The sequence below is a fragment of the Novosphingobium chloroacetimidivorans genome, assembly GCF_014204535.1.
GTDB lineage: Bacteria > Pseudomonadota > Alphaproteobacteria > Sphingomonadales > Sphingomonadaceae > Novosphingobium > Novosphingobium chloroacetimidivorans.
Genome location: NZ_JACHLR010000011.1, coordinates 82,709 through 99,225, shown reverse-complemented (window position 1 = coordinate 99,225; position 16,517 = coordinate 82,709). Strand labels below are relative to the sequence as shown.

The following is a 16,517-nucleotide window of genomic DNA, read 5'->3' as shown; positions in this document are numbered from 1 at the left end:
GGTTAAGGCTAACCGGCCCGCTTGGTCCGGTGTTCCGCCAGCAGCTTGTCGAGTTCCTCGATCCGCAGGCGCGCCGGTGTTCCCTTGGCAAGTCCCTTGAGACGGCACTCCGCCCAGAGCTTGCGGCGTTCGGCTTCCAGGGCTCGCAGGTACAGATCGGCCAAGGTTATCTCCTGTCTTTCGGTTTGCTCGACCGGGATCGGCGCGCCGCTGCGTCCGCGCTGTTGGCCTGATCTTCCTGCGCAAGCTTGCGCCATCGCTCGACACGCGCGGGATCGAGCTGTCCCTCGTCGAGCGCCGACCGGATCGCGCAGCCTGGCTCTCCGGCATGCGTGCAGTTCGCGAAGCGGCACGCCAGCGACACGCTGGTGACGTCCTCGAACACGTCGGCGACTCCCGAGGCGACCTCGGACATCTGCAGCTCGCGCATACCGGGCGTATCGACCAGCCAGCCACCGCCGTCGCCATTACCGTCGCCGAGTCGGTGCATCTCGCGGACCGTCGTCGTATGCCGGCCCTTGCCGTCATCCTCGCGGACGGGCTGCGTGGCGATGCTGTCCGATCCCTTGAGCGTGTTGACGAGCGTCGACTTGCCCACCCCGGAAGATCCCACCAGCGCCACTGTGTCGCCCGGCCCGCAATATCGCTTGAGTCCGGCGACGCTCAGGGGGTCGCGCCCGTTGACGAGTTCCACGCGCAGTCCCGACTGGAGCGCGCCGACTGTCTCGACCAGTGAATCCGGGCTCGAACTCAAATCGGCCTTGGTGAGGATGACCACTGGCTGCACGCCCACCTCACGGGTGAGGACGAGATAGCGCTCGATGCGGGCGACGTTGAAATCCTGATCGCACGACGTGACGATGAACAGCGTGTCGACGTTCGCAGCGATCAACTGCAATCGGCGGTCGTCACCAGGAGCGGGCCGCTTGAACAGGCTCGTGCGTTCGAGGATGCGAACGAGGGTTCGGGTGTCGCGATCGACCAGCAACCAGTCGCCGACAGTCGGCCGGTCCTCGGCTCCCGCAGGATGGGGCACGCTGGACGAGATCGAATCCTCGAAGTCTTCGCCCGAGACGCTGACCCTGCCGCGGTGGACCGACATCACCCGAACGGGTTGGCAGTCGTGCCTTTCCACGTCCGAGACCTGCCGGTCGAAAAAGGGCTTCCAGCCGAGTTGCGCCAGCGTGAGGTTTGAACCCATCAGTGCGTCGGCGATGCCGAAGCTCGCATCATGAATCCGAGTCCGGCGCCGCCTGCTCGGCTGCGCGCTTGTCCGCCTTGGCTTGCGCCTTCTTGACCGCTTCGGCGGCCTTGGCCTTCTCGCGTTCGCGACGCTCGAAGTCGTAGTTCGGTTTGCGTGGTATGTCGGTGACTCCGAAAACCTGGGCCGGCGTCAGCCGACCGCTTAATGGGTGCTGCCAAATCCGGGCCTGATCCGGTCGAGCGCGGCGTCGTCCTCGGCGGCCTTCACGCCGGTGAGGACATCGAGCATGCAGTTGAAGAATTCCAGCGCCTCGTGCGGCTCCGTAATCGGGAGCATCACCTTGGAACCGCTCAAGGCCAGTTCGACCTCGTTGGCGCCGGCGTCCCGAAGGTGGCGCATGAATTCGTCAGTGGTCATCCCAGGTCTCCAGCGCAGGCGACCCGCGCGTGCCGTGATAACGTCCTGCGCCACCCTGTGGTCCACGCCAGGATCGATCTGTGCGGCGGGTGCTCAGGGGCGCCAGGGCTTACTTGTCCGGGGGACTTGCCTCGCCGGGACTTACTTGGTCGTGTACTGACCGGGCTGCGCTCGGAAATTCTCCCGCGCAAAGGCCCGCGCCGCATTGGCCGTCTTGAACAGCTCTTCCTGGAGAGCTGCGGACACCAGCGGATAACCGCGAGAGTTGTAGCGCGTGGTCCTGACCGTGAGACGGAAGTTGCCGTCATCGTCCTTGTTGATCAGGAACGGGCGTGCAGTGGCATCTGACATAGGTCTGCTCCGACTGGAGGGCGGCTTCCCGCAGGCGTCGGCCACGCAGACGGGATGACCCGTCCGCGTGGCCGACCTGAAATCAGGCGGACTGCAGGTTTACGGCAGAAGCCTTGCCACGGCGGTCGGTCTCGACGTCATACGACAGACGCTGATCCTTGTTGAGCGTGCTCATGCCGGCAGCCTGGACTGCGGTGATGTGCACGAAGGAGTCGTCGCCGCCGTTTTCCGGTGCGATGAAACCATAGCCCTTGTCGGCATTGAAGAATTTTACGGTGCCAATGGTCATGATGGGTATCCTTTGTCCCATGGTATCGGGCATGCGCCACAGCGGCACATCCCGGCTTCGGTGAGGCTAGTTAGGGACAAAAGGGGCAGCATGGCCGCCCGAGAGTCCGTCGCGTGCGACGTCAGCGAAGCCTGTGTAGGCCGCTTCCGGGCAAATAGCAATCAAACTCGGTTTCTGCCTTCGCCGCCCGGCTCCGGCGGCTGCGCGAAGCTCGATCAACGCGGTTTGCGGGCGCAGAAAAGGCGGCGGTCTTGCGACCGCCGCCTCTGCCTTCGTCAGCGACCCGAAGGCTTACTCGGCAGCAACCGCCTCTTGCTGGAACTCCTGCGCGATCTCTTCCACCGGCTCGTTGCGGATGAGGTAGTCGAACGCGCTCAGCGCTGCCTTGGAGCCTTCGCCCATGGCCACGATGATCTGCTTGTACGGCACCGTCGTCGCATCGCCGGCGGCGAAGACGCCGGGCAGGTTGGTCGCGGCATGAGCGTCGATCACGATCTCGCCGCGGTTGAGCTCCAGGCCCGAGTCCTTGAGGAACTCGGTGTTGGGCACGAGCCCGATCTGGACGAACACGCCTTCCAGTTCGACCTTGTGCTCCTCGCCCGTCTCCCGGTTCTTGTAGACCAGCGCGCTGACCTTCTCGCCGTCGCCGTCGACTTCGGTGGTCTGCGCGGAGACGAGGATGTCGACGTTGGGCATCGAGCGCAGCTTGTCCACCAGGACCTGGTCGGCGCGCAGCTTGGAGTCGAACTCCACCAGCGTCACGTGTGCGACAATGTTGGCAAGGTCAATCGCCGCCTCGACGCCGGAGTTGCCGCCGCCGATCACCGCCACGCGCTTGCCCTTATAGAGCGGGCCGTCACAGTGCGGGCAGTAGGCCACGCCCTTGTTGCGGTACTCGGCCTCGCCGGGCACGCCGAGGTTGCGCCAGCGGGCACCGGTGGTGAGGATCACCGAGCGCGCCTTGAGCGAGGCGCCGTTGCTGAACACCACCTCGTGCATGCCGCCCACCTGTGTGGCCGGGATCAGCTTCTCGGCGCGCAGCAGGTTCATGGAGTCGATCTCGTACTCCTTGATGTGCTGCTCCAGCGAGGCCGCCAGTTTGGGGCCTTCGGTGTAGGGGACCGAGATGAAGTTCTCGATGCCCATGGTGTCCTGCACCTGGCCGCCCATGCGCTCGGCGGCGATGCCGGTGCGAAAGCCCTTGCGCGCGGTGTAGATCGCCGCGGCCGCACCGGCAGGACCGCCACCGATCACCAGCACCTCGTAAGGCGCCTTGTCGGCGAGCTTGGCGGCGGCGCGTGCCTCGGCGCCGGTGTCGAGCTTGGTGAGGATCTCCTCGACGCTCATCTTGCCCGAGCCCCACATCGCATCGTTCAGGAACACCGCGGGCACGGCCATGACGCCGCGCGTCTCGACTTCCTGCTTGAACGTGCCGCCCTCGATCAGGGTGGCGTTCACGCGCGGGTTAAAGAGCGAGAGCAGGGTGAGTGCCTGCACCACGTCAGGGCAGTTGTGGCACGAGAGCGAGAAGTACATCTCGAACTCGAAGTCGCCTTCCAGGTTGCGGATGGCCTCGAGCGTCTCGTCGGAAACCTTGGGCGGGTGGCCGCCGGTCCACAGAAGGGCGAGCACCAGCGAGGTGAACTCATGGCCGAGCGGCACGCCGGCGAAGCGTACCCAGACGCTGGCGTCCGAGGCGCGGCGGATGATGAAGCTGGGGCGGCGCGCGTCGTCGCCGTCGTACGTGGCGGTGACCTTGTCGCTGAGGCCGGAGATCGTCTCCAGCAGCTCGCGAGTCTCGGCCGACTTGGCATCGGCGCCCAGCGAGGCGACGAGCTCGATCGGTTCGCGCAGCATGGCGAGGTATTGCGAGAGCTGTTGCTTCAGGGAGGCGTCGAGCATGGGATTGGTCCTTTGTTTCGGGTTTGGTCCCCGGCGTCACTCTCCCCACCCACCCTTCGTCACCCCCGCGAAGGCGGGGGCCCATCTCGTAAGCTGGCGTAAACCGAACAACCCGGAGATGGATTCCCGCCTTCGCGGGAATGACGAAGTGAGAGAGGAAGAGCGAACTGCCGCGGGTCTAGATTAGATCTTGCCGACGAGGTCGAGCGAAGGAGCCAGCGTCTCGCTGCCTTCTTCCCACTTGGCCGGGCAGACCTGGCCGGGGTGCTCGCGCCAGTACTTGGCGGCCTTGATCTTGCGGACGAGTTCGGTGGCGTTGCGGCCCACGCCCTCGGGAGTGATCTCGACCAGCTGGATCACGCCGTCCGGATCGACCACGAAGGTCGCGCGATCAGCGAGGCCTGCGCCTTCGCGCAGCACGCCGAAGTTGTTGGTCAGCGCATGGTTCTGGTCGCCCAGGAACGCGTACTTGAGCTTGCCGATCGTCTCCGACGTATCGTGCCAGGCCTTGTGGCTGAAGTGCGTGTCGGTCGAGACGCCGTACACTTCGACGCCGAGGCCCTGCAGAGTGTCGTACTGCTCGCCCAGGTCTTCCAGCTCGGTGGGGCAGACGAAGGTGAAGTCGGCGGGATAGAAGAAGAACACGGCCCACTTGCCCTCGATGTCCTTCTCGGTGACGTCGAAGAAGTCCTTGCCGGCCTGGAACGCGGTGTTCTTGAACGGCTTGATGGTGCTACCGACGATACCCATGGAACATATTCTCCTGCTTGGTTGGACTGTCCGAGGCAGGAGATAGGGGCCGCTCGCCCGGGTTGGTAGCCGGAAGGTTCGATTGGCTTGATCGGGTGTAACGATCACCGAGCGATAGGCTGAGTGGCTGCGGCGATCAGATGAGCATGGGTCTGCGCGCCGATGCTGTAAACAATCGTGTTCATTGCCGACTGGACACGTGTTGAAGCTGGCACTCGGCCACTGTACGTCAAACGAACAGGGGCGCGCGCATACGGCTTCGGGATGCCGAGCCGTTTCAATGCGCAAGGGGCGCGACGGGGGAGGATCGGATGAGGAATCAAGGCATCTCGCTGTGTGCCTGCGCACCGTTCGCGCTGCTTGTCGGTGTGGCGCCGGCGCTGGCGCAGGACGCGCCCGATACGCGACCCCAGGCGCAGAACGACGGTGCAATAGACGAGGGCGCGATCATCGTCACTGCCCGCCGCCGCGCCGAAACCGCGCAGGAAGCGCCGGTGGCGATCTCGGTGCTGTCGAGCGCCATGCTCGATCGCTATGCGGTGAAGAGCATCAACAACATCGCCTCGCTGACGCCGGGCCTGATCACCGGCGAAAGCTCGGGATCCATCGGCGGCTCGATCTCCTTGCGCGGTGTCGGCTCGGGCGAGAGCCAGCCGTTCATCGACCAGGTCGTCTCGATCAACGTCGACGGGGTGCAGATCAGCACCGCCCAGTTGCTGCGCGCCGCCCAGCTCGACTTGCGGCAGATCGAAGTGCTGCGCGGACCCCAGGCGCTGTTCTTCGGCAAGAACTCGCCGGGTGGCGTGATCTCGCTGACCAGCGAGGACCCCGGCGACCGGCTCGAAGTGATCGCGCGTGCCGGCTACGAGTTCAAGGCCGACGAGAGATACGGCGAGCTGATCGTCTCCACCCCGCTCACCGACACGCTGGGCCTGCGCCTGGCGGGTCGCTATTCGGACATGGACGGCTACGTCAGGATCGCGCAGCTGCCGGCCAACGCCTACCCGCCGGGCGTCGATCCCTATGACCTGAAGGCTTTCCCCAAGCAGAAGGAAACCTTCCTGCGCGGCACCCTGGCGTTCGAGCCGTCGGACCGGTTCTCGTTCAAGCTCAAGGGCACGTACACCCGCACGCATATCATCGGCGGTGCATCGTACTTCAGCGATGTCGTCTATTGCCCGTATGGCGTGCCGCAGGAGACGTTCCAGAGCCCGGACAACTGCCGCAACGACGGCACGGTCGTCACCTCCTTGCTGCCGGCCGCCTATCCCGGCGTCAACCGGTTCAATCTCGGCGATCGGCGCGGCGCGCGGTACAACAAGCAGGCGCTGATCGCCGGCACTGCCGAGTACAAGCTGACCGACGACCTGACGCTGACTTCGGTGACGGGCTACTACTGGATCCGCGAGAGCCTGATGTCGAACGGCTCTTACCAGGTCACGCCCAACTACGCCTTCTCGGTCAAGTTCCGGTCCGAGCAGTTCACCGAGGAACTTCGCCTGGCGTCCGGCTTCGATGGTCCGCTGAACTTCCTGGTCGGCGGCTTCTACGAGAGCCGGGAGCTGTTCACCGGCACCCAGCTGGGCAATCCCTACCAACTGCTGCTGGGCCGCCCCGACCTGGCCAACATCGCCCCGGTCGAGACGACCAATCAGAAGCAGATCAGCTATTCCGGCTTCGGCCAGCTGCTGTTCGACGCCACCTCGCAGCTGCAGATCACGGCAGGCGGGCGCTATACGCACGAAATCAAGAAGCTGCAGGACTATACCGTCTACAATCCGGCGAGCGGCTACCCAAGCAACCCTGTCGATGTCACGCAGCTGCCGACTTATCCGGGCAGCCCCGACCCCAGGCTGACGTTCGACAACTTCTCGCCCGAAGTCACCGTCAAGTACAAGGCGACGCCGGACCTGATGCTGTTCGCGTCCTACAAGAAGGGCTTCAAGTCGGGCGGCTTCGATGCGGGCTACACAGCGGGCGCGATCCTCAGCCCGGCGCGTCAGGCGCAGGGGCAGACCTTCCGGCCCGAAAAAGTCGACGGCTTCGAGGCGGGGCTGAAATCCGAACTGCTGGACCGCCAGCTGATCTTCAACCTGACCGGCTACTGGTACGATTACAGCGACTTGCAGGTCGCGGTGTTCGACACCCAGATCCACGCTTTCAGGACCGAGAACGCCGCCAAGGCGCGGGTGCGCGGGATCGAGCTGCAGACCGCCTTCAATCCGCGCACGCTGCCCGGATTCAACCTGCACGCCTCGGCCGCGCTCAACGATGCCAGGTTCCGCAACTACATCGGCGATTGCTACGCCGGCCAGACTCGCGACCTGGGCTGCGACCGGGTGCTCAACAATGTCGGCAGCGCCTCTTCGCTGGCCTTCAATCCGGCGACCGGACGATTGGAGCCGCGCTTCACCTCGCAGGACTTGTCGGGCGTGCGGTTGCGCAAGGCGCCCAAGTGGACGGCGAACGCGGGCGGCTACTACGAGTTCGGCATGAGCGAGGCGCTGATGTTCAGCCTCTCGGCCGACATGTCCTATTCGGGCGGCTACATCGCCAGCACCAACTACAACCCGGACACCTATCAGAAGGCCTTCGCCAAGCTCGACGCGACGGCGCGAATCTTTTCGAGCGACAAGCGCTGGGAACTGGCGCTGATCGGCCGCAACCTGACCAACAAGCGCAACCTGGTGAACGCCAACGATCGCACCAGCACCGGCGGGGGGAAGGGCGGCTTCGTGCAGTGCGCGACACTGAGCCAGACGCAGTGCGATCGCCTGCCCGACATCACCGGCACTCCGACCCAGCCTCGGATGGTGACGCTCCAGGCGACGTTCCACTATTGACATTGCGAACCATTTGGGTTATATGGCGCAGCACCGGAGCCAGGTGAAAGCTCGGCTCCGGTACACGGCGGGTGCGGGTGAGCGAAGGCCTCGTTCGACCAACCCCGCACCATGCGGCCGGCGCCTAGAGACGGGCGCCTGCACCCTCGATGCGACGCACTATCCCGCCTGGAGGCTGCACTCCAGCCCGGAGCCGGCACAGTTCCCGCGAGCCTTGCCCGCCGGCGCTTCGCACCAACAAGGCCGAGTTGGCGACACGCTTGCGTGTTCCTCCGCCAGCCGTTCGCAAACCGGAACCCGAGCCAAGCCTGTCGCGCCAGGCCGCGCCGGCCGCACGTCCGTCGTGAGGTTTTCCTTCTTGGCGTAAGTCCGCGTTCGCCGGCGGAGGTCGAGTTGTGCCCAACGCCTCCTCTTGCAGCTTCCCAGATCCTCCCCTGCAAGGGGAGGGGGACCGCTCACGCAGTGAGTGGTGGAGGGGTGTAACCCTCTCGGTCGCGCACTCCGCCGGCGGTGACACCCCTCCGTCAGCCGCTAACGCGGCTGCCACCTCCCATTGCAGGGGAGGATCTGTCCTCCCCGCGTCGGGGAGGGGGACCGCTCGCGCAGCGAGGGGTGGTGGGGACTCGCGTCCTCACGCAAGTCTAAAGGAACCCGCCGGCGACCTCTCGCCGTGCCGAGACTCCCCTCCACCACGCTGCGCGCGGTCCCCCTCCCCGTACCGGGGAGGACAGATCCTACCGTCCAGGGGCAGGTGGCAGTCTGCAGGATCGACGATCCTCTCGTCCGCACACCACACCGGCGTCGACACCATCCACCACGCAGCTCACGCCGCGCCAGCTCGGAAGGGACCGGCGTCTCGCCCTCAGAATCGTTCTTCGTAGACTCGCGAGATGTCGCCGCCCCACTCGCCGTGGAACTTGTCGAGCAGACGCTGGGCCGGAACCTTGCCGGATTGCGCGATCTCGGCGAGGGGCGCCAGGAAGCCGGTTTCGTCCTCGCCCATGGAGTTCAGCCTGCCACGCGCGGCCAGGCCCTGGCGCGAGATGCCGACCACTTGCGCGGCGATGTCCTTCAGCGTTCCCCCGCCCGGCAGCGGCGCGTCGAGCCCCAGACGCGGCACTTCGCTGCGCAGGCGTTCGCGGCCCTCCATGTCCCAGTCTTTGACCAGGTCCCATGCGGCGTCGAGCGCGCCCTGATCGTAGAGCAGGCCGACCCAGAACGCCGGCAGCGCGCAGATCTTGTTCCATGGACCGCCGTCCGCGCCGCGCATCTCCAGGAACGACTTGAGGCGCACCTCGGGGAATGCGGTGGAGAGGTGGTCGGTCCAGTCGCTCATGCGCGGCACTTCGCCGGGCAGGACCGACAGCTTGCCCGCCATGAAGTCGCGGAACGACAGGCCGGCGGCACCGATATAGCGGCCCTCGCGGAACACGAAGTACATCGGCACGTCGAGCATGTAGTCGACGTAGCGCTCGTATCCGAACCCCTCTTCGAACACGAAGGGCAGCATGCCGGTGCGGTGCGGGTCGGTGTCGGACCAGATGTGGCTGCGGTACGAAAGCATGCCGTTGGGCTTGCCTTCGGTGAACGGCGAATTGGCGAACAGCGCGGTCGCCAGCGGCTGCAGCGCCAGGCTGACACGGAACTTCTGCACCATGTCCGCCTCGCTGGCGTAGTCGAGGTTGACCTGGATGGTGCAGGTGCGCAGCATCATGTCGAGGCCCATCGAGCCCACGCGTGGCATGTGCCGCAGCATGATGTCGTAGCGGCCCTTGGGCATGATGGGCAGCGCTTCGCGGGTCTTGTCGGGCCACATGCCGAGGCCCAGGAAGCCCAGGCCCAGCTTGTCGCCGACCGCCTTGACCTGCTCCAGGTGGCGGCCGGTCTCGTTGCATGTGTCGTGCAGCGTTTCGAGCGGTGCGCCCGACAGTTCGAGCTGGCCGGCCGGTTCCAGGCTGACGTTGCCGTCGACGCCCTTCAGCGCGATGACGTTGCTGGTGCCGCCCGGGCCGATCTCCTCGATCGGCTCCCAGCCGAATTCGCCCAAACCGCTCAGCAAGTCGCGGATGCCGCCGGGCTCGTCGTAGGAAGGCGCGCGATGGTCGGCGAGGCGGTAGACCTGCTTCTCGTGCTCGGTGCCGATCCGCCAGCGGTCGCGCGGCTTCTCGCCCCGAGCCATCGGCTCGGCCAGCTGCGAAATGGACTCGATCACCGGATCTTCGCGATCCGAAACCTCACGCGTGCTCATTCGCGAGCCGTTAAGCGAGCGGCGATTGCCGCGCCAGCGAATTGTGCCAATCGCCTGCGAAGGCCATCCACAAGGCGCACCCCGCGATGGCAGCCGTCTCGCCACGCAGAATGCGAGGGCCAAGGCCGATGGGCCGGGCCTGCGGAAGCGCGTGAATGGCCTCGCGCTCGGCCGGATCGAAGCCGCCTTCGGGGCCGATCAGCAGCGCCGCCGGACCCGCGTGGGCACGGAACGACTCGCCGGCCGGCTCGCCACCGGTCTCGTCGGCGAAGAACAGCGCGCGGTCCCCAGGCCAAGCGCGGAGCAGGGCATCGAGGCGGAGGGGTTCGGCCAGCTCCGGCAAGGCGGTCCGCGCGCACTGCTCGGCGGCTTCGGTCACGATCGTGCGGGCGCGCTCGTCGTTGAGCTTGTCGGCGACGCAGCGGCGGGTGACCAGGGGCTGGATACGCCGCACGCCCAGTTCGGTCGCCTTCTCGAGCACGAGATCGAAGTTGGGCTTCTTGAGCAGCGCGGCGCACAGCCAGAAATCCGGCACCTGCTCGCGCGGGCGCAGCCGGGTGCGGATGTCGAGGGTGACGTCGCGCTTGCCCGCATGCCTCACTTGCGCAGCCCACTCGCCGGTCAGGTCGTCGCACAGGATGACGGCATCGCCCGGCGCGGCGCGCATGACGCGGGTGAGGTAATGCGCCTGCGGGCCGTCGATCGTCAGGTCCATCGCTTCGGCGAGCGGACCGGTGACGAACAGGCGCGGGGCGCTTCGGGGCGGCCAGGCGGGAGTGGCGGGCATTGCGGTTCCATGCCGCCGCGCTTTGTTCGTGTCGATCAGGGAATCGCTGACGCGAGGCCGAACGCCCATCGCATCGCGCCATCCGTTCCGATCTCCGATGCCTCATCGGCGCGCGCCGAAGTCTCGTTCGCTGGAGCGAGCAGCGCCGCGGCTGTCCCCATCTCTCGCCAAACGGCGTTTGGCGGGTCGGGGCGCTTGGGCTAGGCATCGGCCCATCATGCCGCCCTGGCTGGCGAGAAGCGGAACAACGAAGGGATTGCCCGTGAGCGAAGAAGTCGAATGGTGGGAATACGATGATGCAGCCGAAATGGCGGCGGCGGTTGCCGGCGACATCGGCTTCATCATCGAGAGCGCGCTCGACGCGCGCGGCGCGGCGGTGATCGCGCTTGCCGGTGGCAAGACGCCTGTGCCGATCTACGAGACGCTGGCGGCCGCCAAGCTCGACTGGAAGCGGGTGACGATCATCCCGAGCGACGAGCGCATCGTGCCGCTCGGCGATCCGCTCAGCAACGTGACGGTGCTGGCCAAGCACTTCCTGCCCAAGGGCGCGCGCGTCATGCCGATCGTTCCCAACGCGCTTCCCGACTACAAGGCGGCGGGAGGTTCCGCCGATGCGCTGATGCAGGACCTGCACTGGCCGCTCGACTTGTGCCTGCTGGGTGTCGGCGCCGATGGGCATACCGCCTCGATCTTCCCCGGTCCGGACCTCGACGAAGCACTCGCCGGCCCGAAGGAGCGCCGCGCGCTGGGCGTCATGCCCGATCCGATGCCGGCCGACGCGCCGGTGCCCCGCGTCACCCTCAGCCTGGCCGCGATCACCACCGCGCGCGCGCTGATGATCGCCGTCACCGGCAAGGACAAGCGCAAGGTGATCGAGGCCGGGATCAAGCAAGGCAAGGCCTCGGCCCTTCCGATCGGGCGTGTCCTGGCGAGCACCGAATTGCCCGTCGACATTCACTGGGCGCCTTGAGGCCTCCGGTCGTCGGGTGCAAAGGCGGGCAGTATCGAGCGCCTGGCGCGAACCCGCGAAGAGAGCGGGTCGAGACGCGCGCGAAGGTGCAAGGGCGCTAACAAAGGACGATGGCCGGGCCGATAAGGCCCGCCTCGGCCTCATCCTGTTGCCGAGCCGAGCCTCTTCCACGAGGCTTCGGCCTTGCAATAGAGCGACCCACCTCATCTTCGCGCCGTTGCGCCTGCACGCGCGAAATACTTTCTCCTGAGTGTCTCGGCGTCTTCGCGTGGAATCAGGATGCAAGAACCTGAGCGTAGCCGGCATAGCCGACCGTAGCGCGCGCCGAACCGGCCGGCACATGCGCTACTAGGTCAGCGGACCAATCTTTCGGGGGAGGCCGGCGGGCGGGCGCTGTTGCCCCCTGGATTAAACGACCGGGGCCGAGCGGCGCAGCCGCTACGCCTCAGCGCCCCGTCCCGAATGAGAAAGCGCGCGGGATCGCTCTAGCGGGTGCCGGCCCTCAAACTGCTCGTCACGTGATCGGAGTTGGCGGACCGGCTCTCATCGGTTGCCGGATCGAGGCTTTCGCCCGCCAGCAGCTTGCGCAGGCGTTTGTGGATCAGGACGTTCTCGAGGATACGGCCAAGGATCCACAGCGCGAAGAAGATGCCCATGAAGACGTAGGCGGTGGTCATCGACGGCTTGCGCTTGCGCTTGCCGACTTCTTCGCCTTCCTTCTTCTTTTCCTTCTCGGGCTTGGCTGCGCCCAGGAATTCGTCGATCGGGTTCATCGGCACGTCTTCCGGCTTTACCCGGGAGCGCTTCTTTTCCGCTTCCTCCTTGGCCTTGGCGAGTTCGGGCGGATTGCGCCATGTATCGATCGCCACGCTGGCCTTGCCGACGGCGAAGAACAGGACCGGCGCCAGGAAGCAGGCGAGCAGCGCCCGGCTCATCATGTCGTAGCGAAGCGTGCCGTGGGAAATGCGCAAGGTCCCGTGGTCGAAGACCGACATCTTGTCCTGCGGCCGCTGGTCCTTCTTGGTGAAGGTCAGCGTGTCGCCGATGACCCGGTACGACGTGCCCTGTTCCTGGAACAGGGGATCAAGCCTGGCGAACGCGGCCGCCGGGGACTGGATCGGCTCGACCCTCATGCTGCCACGAACTCGCCAGATCCAGTCGATGCCGCGCAGGTTCACAGGTATTCCTTCCGAATGGCGCACGCGGTGTGCGGTCTCGTGCTCGATCGGGCGATGCCGCGACCGGCTATCCCAGCTCAGCTTGGCTTACTCGGCCGGAACTGCGGTGATCGGGCGACGGTCGGCGAACTTGGCCTTGATCAGCTTGTACGGCTCGGAGAAGGTGTAGTGCATCGTCTCCCAGATCGACATGCGGCGGCCGCCTTCCTGGCCCAGGAGCTCCGCCTCGCCATCGCGGCAGGTGCCGTGGAAGCGGTCGATGAAGATCCAGGTGCCCGAATAGTTGCTGCGCGTGCTGTCGTAATCCTGCGCGTGGTGGAGGCTGTGGTGCTCGGTCGTGTTGAAGATCTTGAACCACCAGCGAGGCGTGTTGAAGCGGATGTTGCAGTGCTGGTAGGTGCCGACCGCCAGGCCGAAGGCACCGGCCAGGAGCACCGCGCGCGGCAGGAAGTCGAACATGCCGCCGACGCCCAGGCCGATCAGGAAGATCTCGATCGGATTGCCGACGCTGCCCTTCTGGATGTTCAGCTGGGTCACGAAGTGGTGCGGCGCGTGGGTGACCCACAGCGGGTACCAGTTGTGCATGCCGCGATGCATCCAGTACTGGAAGTAGTCGCCGATGAACGAGATCAGGAAGGCCTGGAGCAGCAGCGGCATGCTCATGAACCAGGCGAACTTCGCCATGTCGAAGGTGTCCTGGAACCAGGCGATGATCGCGTCGTCGTTGATCGGCGCGAAGACCACCCGCACCACCATCATGCCCATGGCGACGTAGAAGGTATCGCAGGCGAGCTCCTTCCAGGTGTGCTGCCAGCTCTTGTGCCGCGGGCTGACCCATTCGAGCGCCAGCATGAAGAACTTGACGCCAAGCCCGATCCACAGCGTGACCGATGGCTTCACCCAGGCATCCGGCGCATAGTAGTAGAAGGCGACGATCGCGATGAGGAATGCCGGCTGGAAATGGGTAAAGAACGCCTGCTTGACCGGGCCGCCCTGAACACGGGGAAGGTTGTCGAGCCCCATCGTGACGGGGGCACTCACCATGTAGGACGGTCGTTCGGCTGCAATCGTGTCGCTCATCAACCCATCTCTCGATTACGTTGCTGCGGCCTCGGTCGGGGTAGGCGCTCCTTGTGCAAGCGGCGCGTGTCGCGCCGACCCGTTCGGGGCCGCCTTCGTCCTTCGGCTTTTCCGAGCTTACAATCTCGCAATCAGCCATGTCGGAGAAGCTGCACAAATCGGATGTGAGGCAGAGTCCCCGTCTATGACCCGCCCGGGAGACGGGTCACTGGATTGCTCAGAGCGCGCCCAACGGTTTGCGCCCGAAGGTATCGGAGTCGTGCCGAGAGTTCCTTGATCTCGACGTTGAGGATACGGTCGGTTTCCAAGTAGTCGATCGGGTGCACGCCGGGCGTGTCGCGACAAGGCGCCAGCAGCTGCTGCAAGTGCGCGGTGCTCTCGACACGGCAGCCTTGCGCGCCATAGCAGCGGGCGTTCTAGACAAAATCGCGATTGCCATAGGATAGGCCGAAGTCCGGCAAGCCCATGTTGGCCTGCTTCCACTGGATCATGCCTAGGCATTTGTCGTTCAGGATCGGGACCGTCAGGTTGAGGTCCAGGCGAACGGCGGCCGGAGCCGCTCGACGAAGTGATGCAGCTTGGCGAATCAAGCGCAAAGGAGCGGCGGCTCAGCCCGGCGTGCTGACTCGCTCGACTTCGGCTTCGACGAGGGCGATCATCTTTTGCGTGATATGCGGATTGGCAGGCAAACCGAATATACGCCGGTGATGAAGCGCTCCGCAGACGGTGAGAATGAGGTCGGCCAGCGCGAGCCGCTCGGCACCTTTCTCCGGATCGGGGATCCAGATCTGCGCGGCGCTGGCGATCCGATCGCGCAGGCTTTGGTTGGCCTGTTCAAGGATCACCGCGATCCGCGGATTGCGGGTTCCTTCCGACAAGATATGCGCCAGCACTTTGCGCATGTCCTCATCCATGGTGTTGCCGATAAACCCGCGCACCCACTGCGAAAGCCGATCGGCGTCGCCAGATGCCATGGCGTTGGCAAGCTGCGGATCGTCGAGCAGGTCGGCCAAGTCGCGCTCCACGATTGCGGCGATCAGGTCCTCCTTGCCCGCAAAGTCGCGATAGATCTGCCCGACCAGAACCTGCGACTCCCTGGCGATCTGAGCCATTCCGGTGCCATCGAAGCCATGCTGCGCAAACAAGGTGCGCGCCGCCGCGATGATACGTTCACGACGCACCTGCGCGGTGCGACGGCCGCCTGTGAGTGTGTGCAGGTTAGATGGATCAGGCATCTTTGCTCCCTTGACGCTCCGCCTTCTTCGCAGTAGCAGCATGTGAGTGAACGATCACTCACATTAAGTCAATCTGCGTCAAGCACCGGGATCTCGATGGCTCATCTAACACGCGCAGCACTTCTCGCTTCCTTCCTGCTCGCGGCGTGCGGGTCTGGCGAGAAGGAGCAAACCGCTCCACCCACTCCGGAAGTGGCTGTGGTGGAGGTGAAGGCGCGCCCCGCCACGCTGACTGTCACGCTGCCGGGCCGGACCGCGGCTTTCGAGACGTCGGAAGTGCGGCCGCAGGTGAACGGCCTGATCGTGGCGCGCCTGTTCCAGGAAGGCGATACCGTCGCCAAGGGGCAGCCGCTCTACCGCATCGATCCTCAGCCTTACGTGCAGCAGGTCGCCAGCGCGCGCGCCGCGTTGGCCCGCGCGCGTGCCTCGATCGCCTCCAGTGCTGCGCTACAGCGTCGGTACGGCGAGCTGGTGCGCATCAATGCCATCGCCCGGCAGGACTACGAGAACGCGATCACGTCGGCGCAGCAGGCGAGGGCCGATGTTTCGGCGCAGCAGGCGGCGGTCCGCAGCGCCGAAATCGATCTGGCGCGCACTACCGTGCGCGCGCCGATCTCGGGCCGCATCGGGCGCAGCGTGGTCACGACCGGCGGTCTGGCGACGGCCGGGCAGGGCGATGCCCTCGTCACCATCCAGCGCCTCGACCCGATCTTCGTCGATGTGCCGCAATCGAGCGCCGAGCTTCTGCGGCTGCGCCAGCAGATGCTCGCCGGCGCGCTGTCGCGCGGTGGCGATGCGGCGCGCGTGCGGCTGCGGCTGGAGGACGGCTCAATTTACCCGGTCGAGGGTCGGCTCCAGTTCGCGGACGTGAGCGTCGATCCGACCACCGGCACACAGACGATCCGGGCGGTGTTTCCCAATCCGCGCGCGTTGCTGCTGCCTGGCATGTACGTGCGCGCCGAACTCGTCGAGGGCGTGCAGGGCGATGCGCTGTTCGTCCCGCAACAGGCCGTCACCCGCAACGAGCGCGGCGAGCCCGTCGCGCTGGTGGTTGGACCCGACAACAAGGTGGCCCAGCGCGTGCTCAAGACCGATCGGGTGATCGGCAGCGACTGGCTGGTGACTTCCGGCCTGAAACCTGGCGACCGCGTCGTCATGGAAGGAGGCCAGGCGGCCCGGCCCGGGGCCACTGTGAAGCCGGTGCCTTTCCGGGCATCGGCGCCAGCTCGGCCCGCGTCGCCGGCCCAGGCCGGAGCGAAGTAA

General features: G+C 65.8%; 15 protein-coding genes and 1 pseudogene. 3 read left to right on the top strand and 13 right to left on the bottom strand.

The features are described 5' to 3' along the window. Positions 1 to 8: 8 nt before the first annotated feature. The 7 genes from HNO88_RS13445 to ahpC all read right to left on the bottom strand — a co-directional run bounded on the left by HNO88_RS13445 (position 9) and on the right by ahpC (position 4,913). Positions 9 to 164, bottom strand: a complete 156-nt coding sequence (locus HNO88_RS13445; protein ID WP_184246260.1) for a hypothetical protein — start codon at positions 162 to 164, stop codon at positions 9 to 11. 2 nt (positions 165 to 166) lie between these two features. After that, complete coding sequence (gene rsgA, locus HNO88_RS13440) at positions 167 to 1,201, bottom strand: ribosome small subunit-dependent GTPase A (RefSeq protein ID WP_184246257.1); 1,035 nt, start codon at positions 1,199 to 1,201, stop codon at positions 167 to 169. Positions 1,202 to 1,405: 204 nt separating this feature from the next. Continuing rightward, entirely contained in the window at positions 1,406 to 1,621 is a 216-nt protein-coding gene (locus HNO88_RS13435; protein ID WP_184246254.1) for a hypothetical protein, read from the bottom strand. A 141-nt stretch (positions 1,622 to 1,762) separates the two neighbouring features. Beyond that, positions 1,763 to 1,972 carry a hypothetical protein gene (locus HNO88_RS13430; protein WP_184246251.1) on the bottom strand — a complete coding sequence of 70 codons (210 nt, stop codon included), beginning with the start codon at positions 1,970 to 1,972 and terminating at the stop codon, positions 1,763 to 1,765. A gap of 82 nt (positions 1,973 to 2,054) precedes the next feature. Next, complete coding sequence (locus tag HNO88_RS13425; protein WP_184246248.1) at positions 2,055 to 2,261, bottom strand: cold-shock protein; 207 nt, start codon at positions 2,259 to 2,261, stop codon at positions 2,055 to 2,057. 291 nt (positions 2,262 to 2,552) lie between these two features. Next, on the bottom strand, positions 2,553 to 4,163 hold the full coding sequence (gene ahpF / locus HNO88_RS13420) for an alkyl hydroperoxide reductase subunit F (protein WP_184246245.1): 1,611 nt from the start codon (positions 4,161 to 4,163) through the stop codon (positions 2,553 to 2,555). 183 nt (positions 4,164 to 4,346) lie between these two features. Continuing rightward, on the bottom strand, positions 4,347 to 4,913 hold the full coding sequence (ahpC, locus tag HNO88_RS13415; protein ID WP_184246242.1) for an alkyl hydroperoxide reductase subunit C: 567 nt from the start codon (positions 4,911 to 4,913) through the stop codon (positions 4,347 to 4,349). Positions 4,914 to 5,224: 311 nt separating this feature from the next. On the opposite strand from ahpC, the gene HNO88_RS13410 reads away from it, so the two are divergent. Then, positions 5,225 to 7,756 (top strand): TonB-dependent receptor, encoded by a 2,532-nt coding sequence (locus tag HNO88_RS13410; protein WP_184246239.1) that lies wholly within the window; start codon positions 5,225 to 5,227, stop codon positions 7,754 to 7,756. 862 nt (positions 7,757 to 8,618) lie between these two features. Here HNO88_RS13410 and HNO88_RS13405 read toward each other — a convergent pair. Both HNO88_RS13405 and HNO88_RS13400 read right to left on the bottom strand, forming a co-directional pair. Then, a complete protein-coding gene (locus tag HNO88_RS13405) occupies positions 8,619 to 10,004 on the bottom strand; it encodes a glutamate--cysteine ligase (RefSeq protein WP_184246236.1) in 1,386 nt (461 codons plus the stop codon). A 10-nt stretch (positions 10,005 to 10,014) separates the two neighbouring features. Next, a complete protein-coding gene (locus HNO88_RS13400; protein WP_184246233.1) occupies positions 10,015 to 10,791 on the bottom strand; it encodes a 16S rRNA (uracil(1498)-N(3))-methyltransferase in 777 nt (258 codons plus the stop codon). 262 nt (positions 10,792 to 11,053) lie between these two features. Here HNO88_RS13400 and pgl point away from each other — a divergent pair, with 262 nt between their 5' ends. Continuing rightward, positions 11,054 to 11,761, top strand: coding sequence for a 6-phosphogluconolactonase (gene pgl / locus HNO88_RS13395; RefSeq protein ID WP_312857075.1), 708 nt, complete (start codon positions 11,054 to 11,056; stop codon positions 11,759 to 11,761). Between the two features lie 485 nt (positions 11,762 to 12,246). Here the strand turns inward: pgl and HNO88_RS13390 are convergent, their stop codons facing one another. From HNO88_RS13390 to HNO88_RS13380, 4 genes and pseudogenes are all read right to left on the bottom strand, one after another. Then, positions 12,247 to 12,939 carry a hypothetical protein gene (locus HNO88_RS13390; RefSeq protein WP_184246227.1) on the bottom strand — a complete coding sequence of 231 codons (693 nt, stop codon included), beginning with the start codon at positions 12,937 to 12,939 and terminating at the stop codon, positions 12,247 to 12,249. A gap of 87 nt (positions 12,940 to 13,026) precedes the next feature. Beyond that, positions 13,027 to 14,019 (bottom strand): sterol desaturase family protein, encoded by a 993-nt coding sequence (locus HNO88_RS13385; RefSeq protein ID WP_184246224.1) that lies wholly within the window; start codon positions 14,017 to 14,019, stop codon positions 13,027 to 13,029. 254 nt (positions 14,020 to 14,273) lie between these two features. Beyond that, a pseudogene (locus HNO88_RS22340) lies at positions 14,274 to 14,567 on the bottom strand (thiamine pyrophosphate-dependent enzyme); the annotation flags it as partial. Positions 14,568 to 14,627: 60 nt separating this feature from the next. Then, positions 14,628 to 15,254, bottom strand: a complete 627-nt coding sequence (locus tag HNO88_RS13380; protein WP_184246221.1) for a TetR/AcrR family transcriptional regulator — start codon at positions 15,252 to 15,254, stop codon at positions 14,628 to 14,630. A gap of 96 nt (positions 15,255 to 15,350) precedes the next feature. Between HNO88_RS13380 and HNO88_RS13375 the strand changes: the two genes are divergently transcribed. After that, positions 15,351 to 16,517 (top strand): efflux RND transporter periplasmic adaptor subunit, encoded by a 1,167-nt coding sequence (locus tag HNO88_RS13375; protein ID WP_184246218.1) that lies wholly within the window; start codon positions 15,351 to 15,353, stop codon positions 16,515 to 16,517.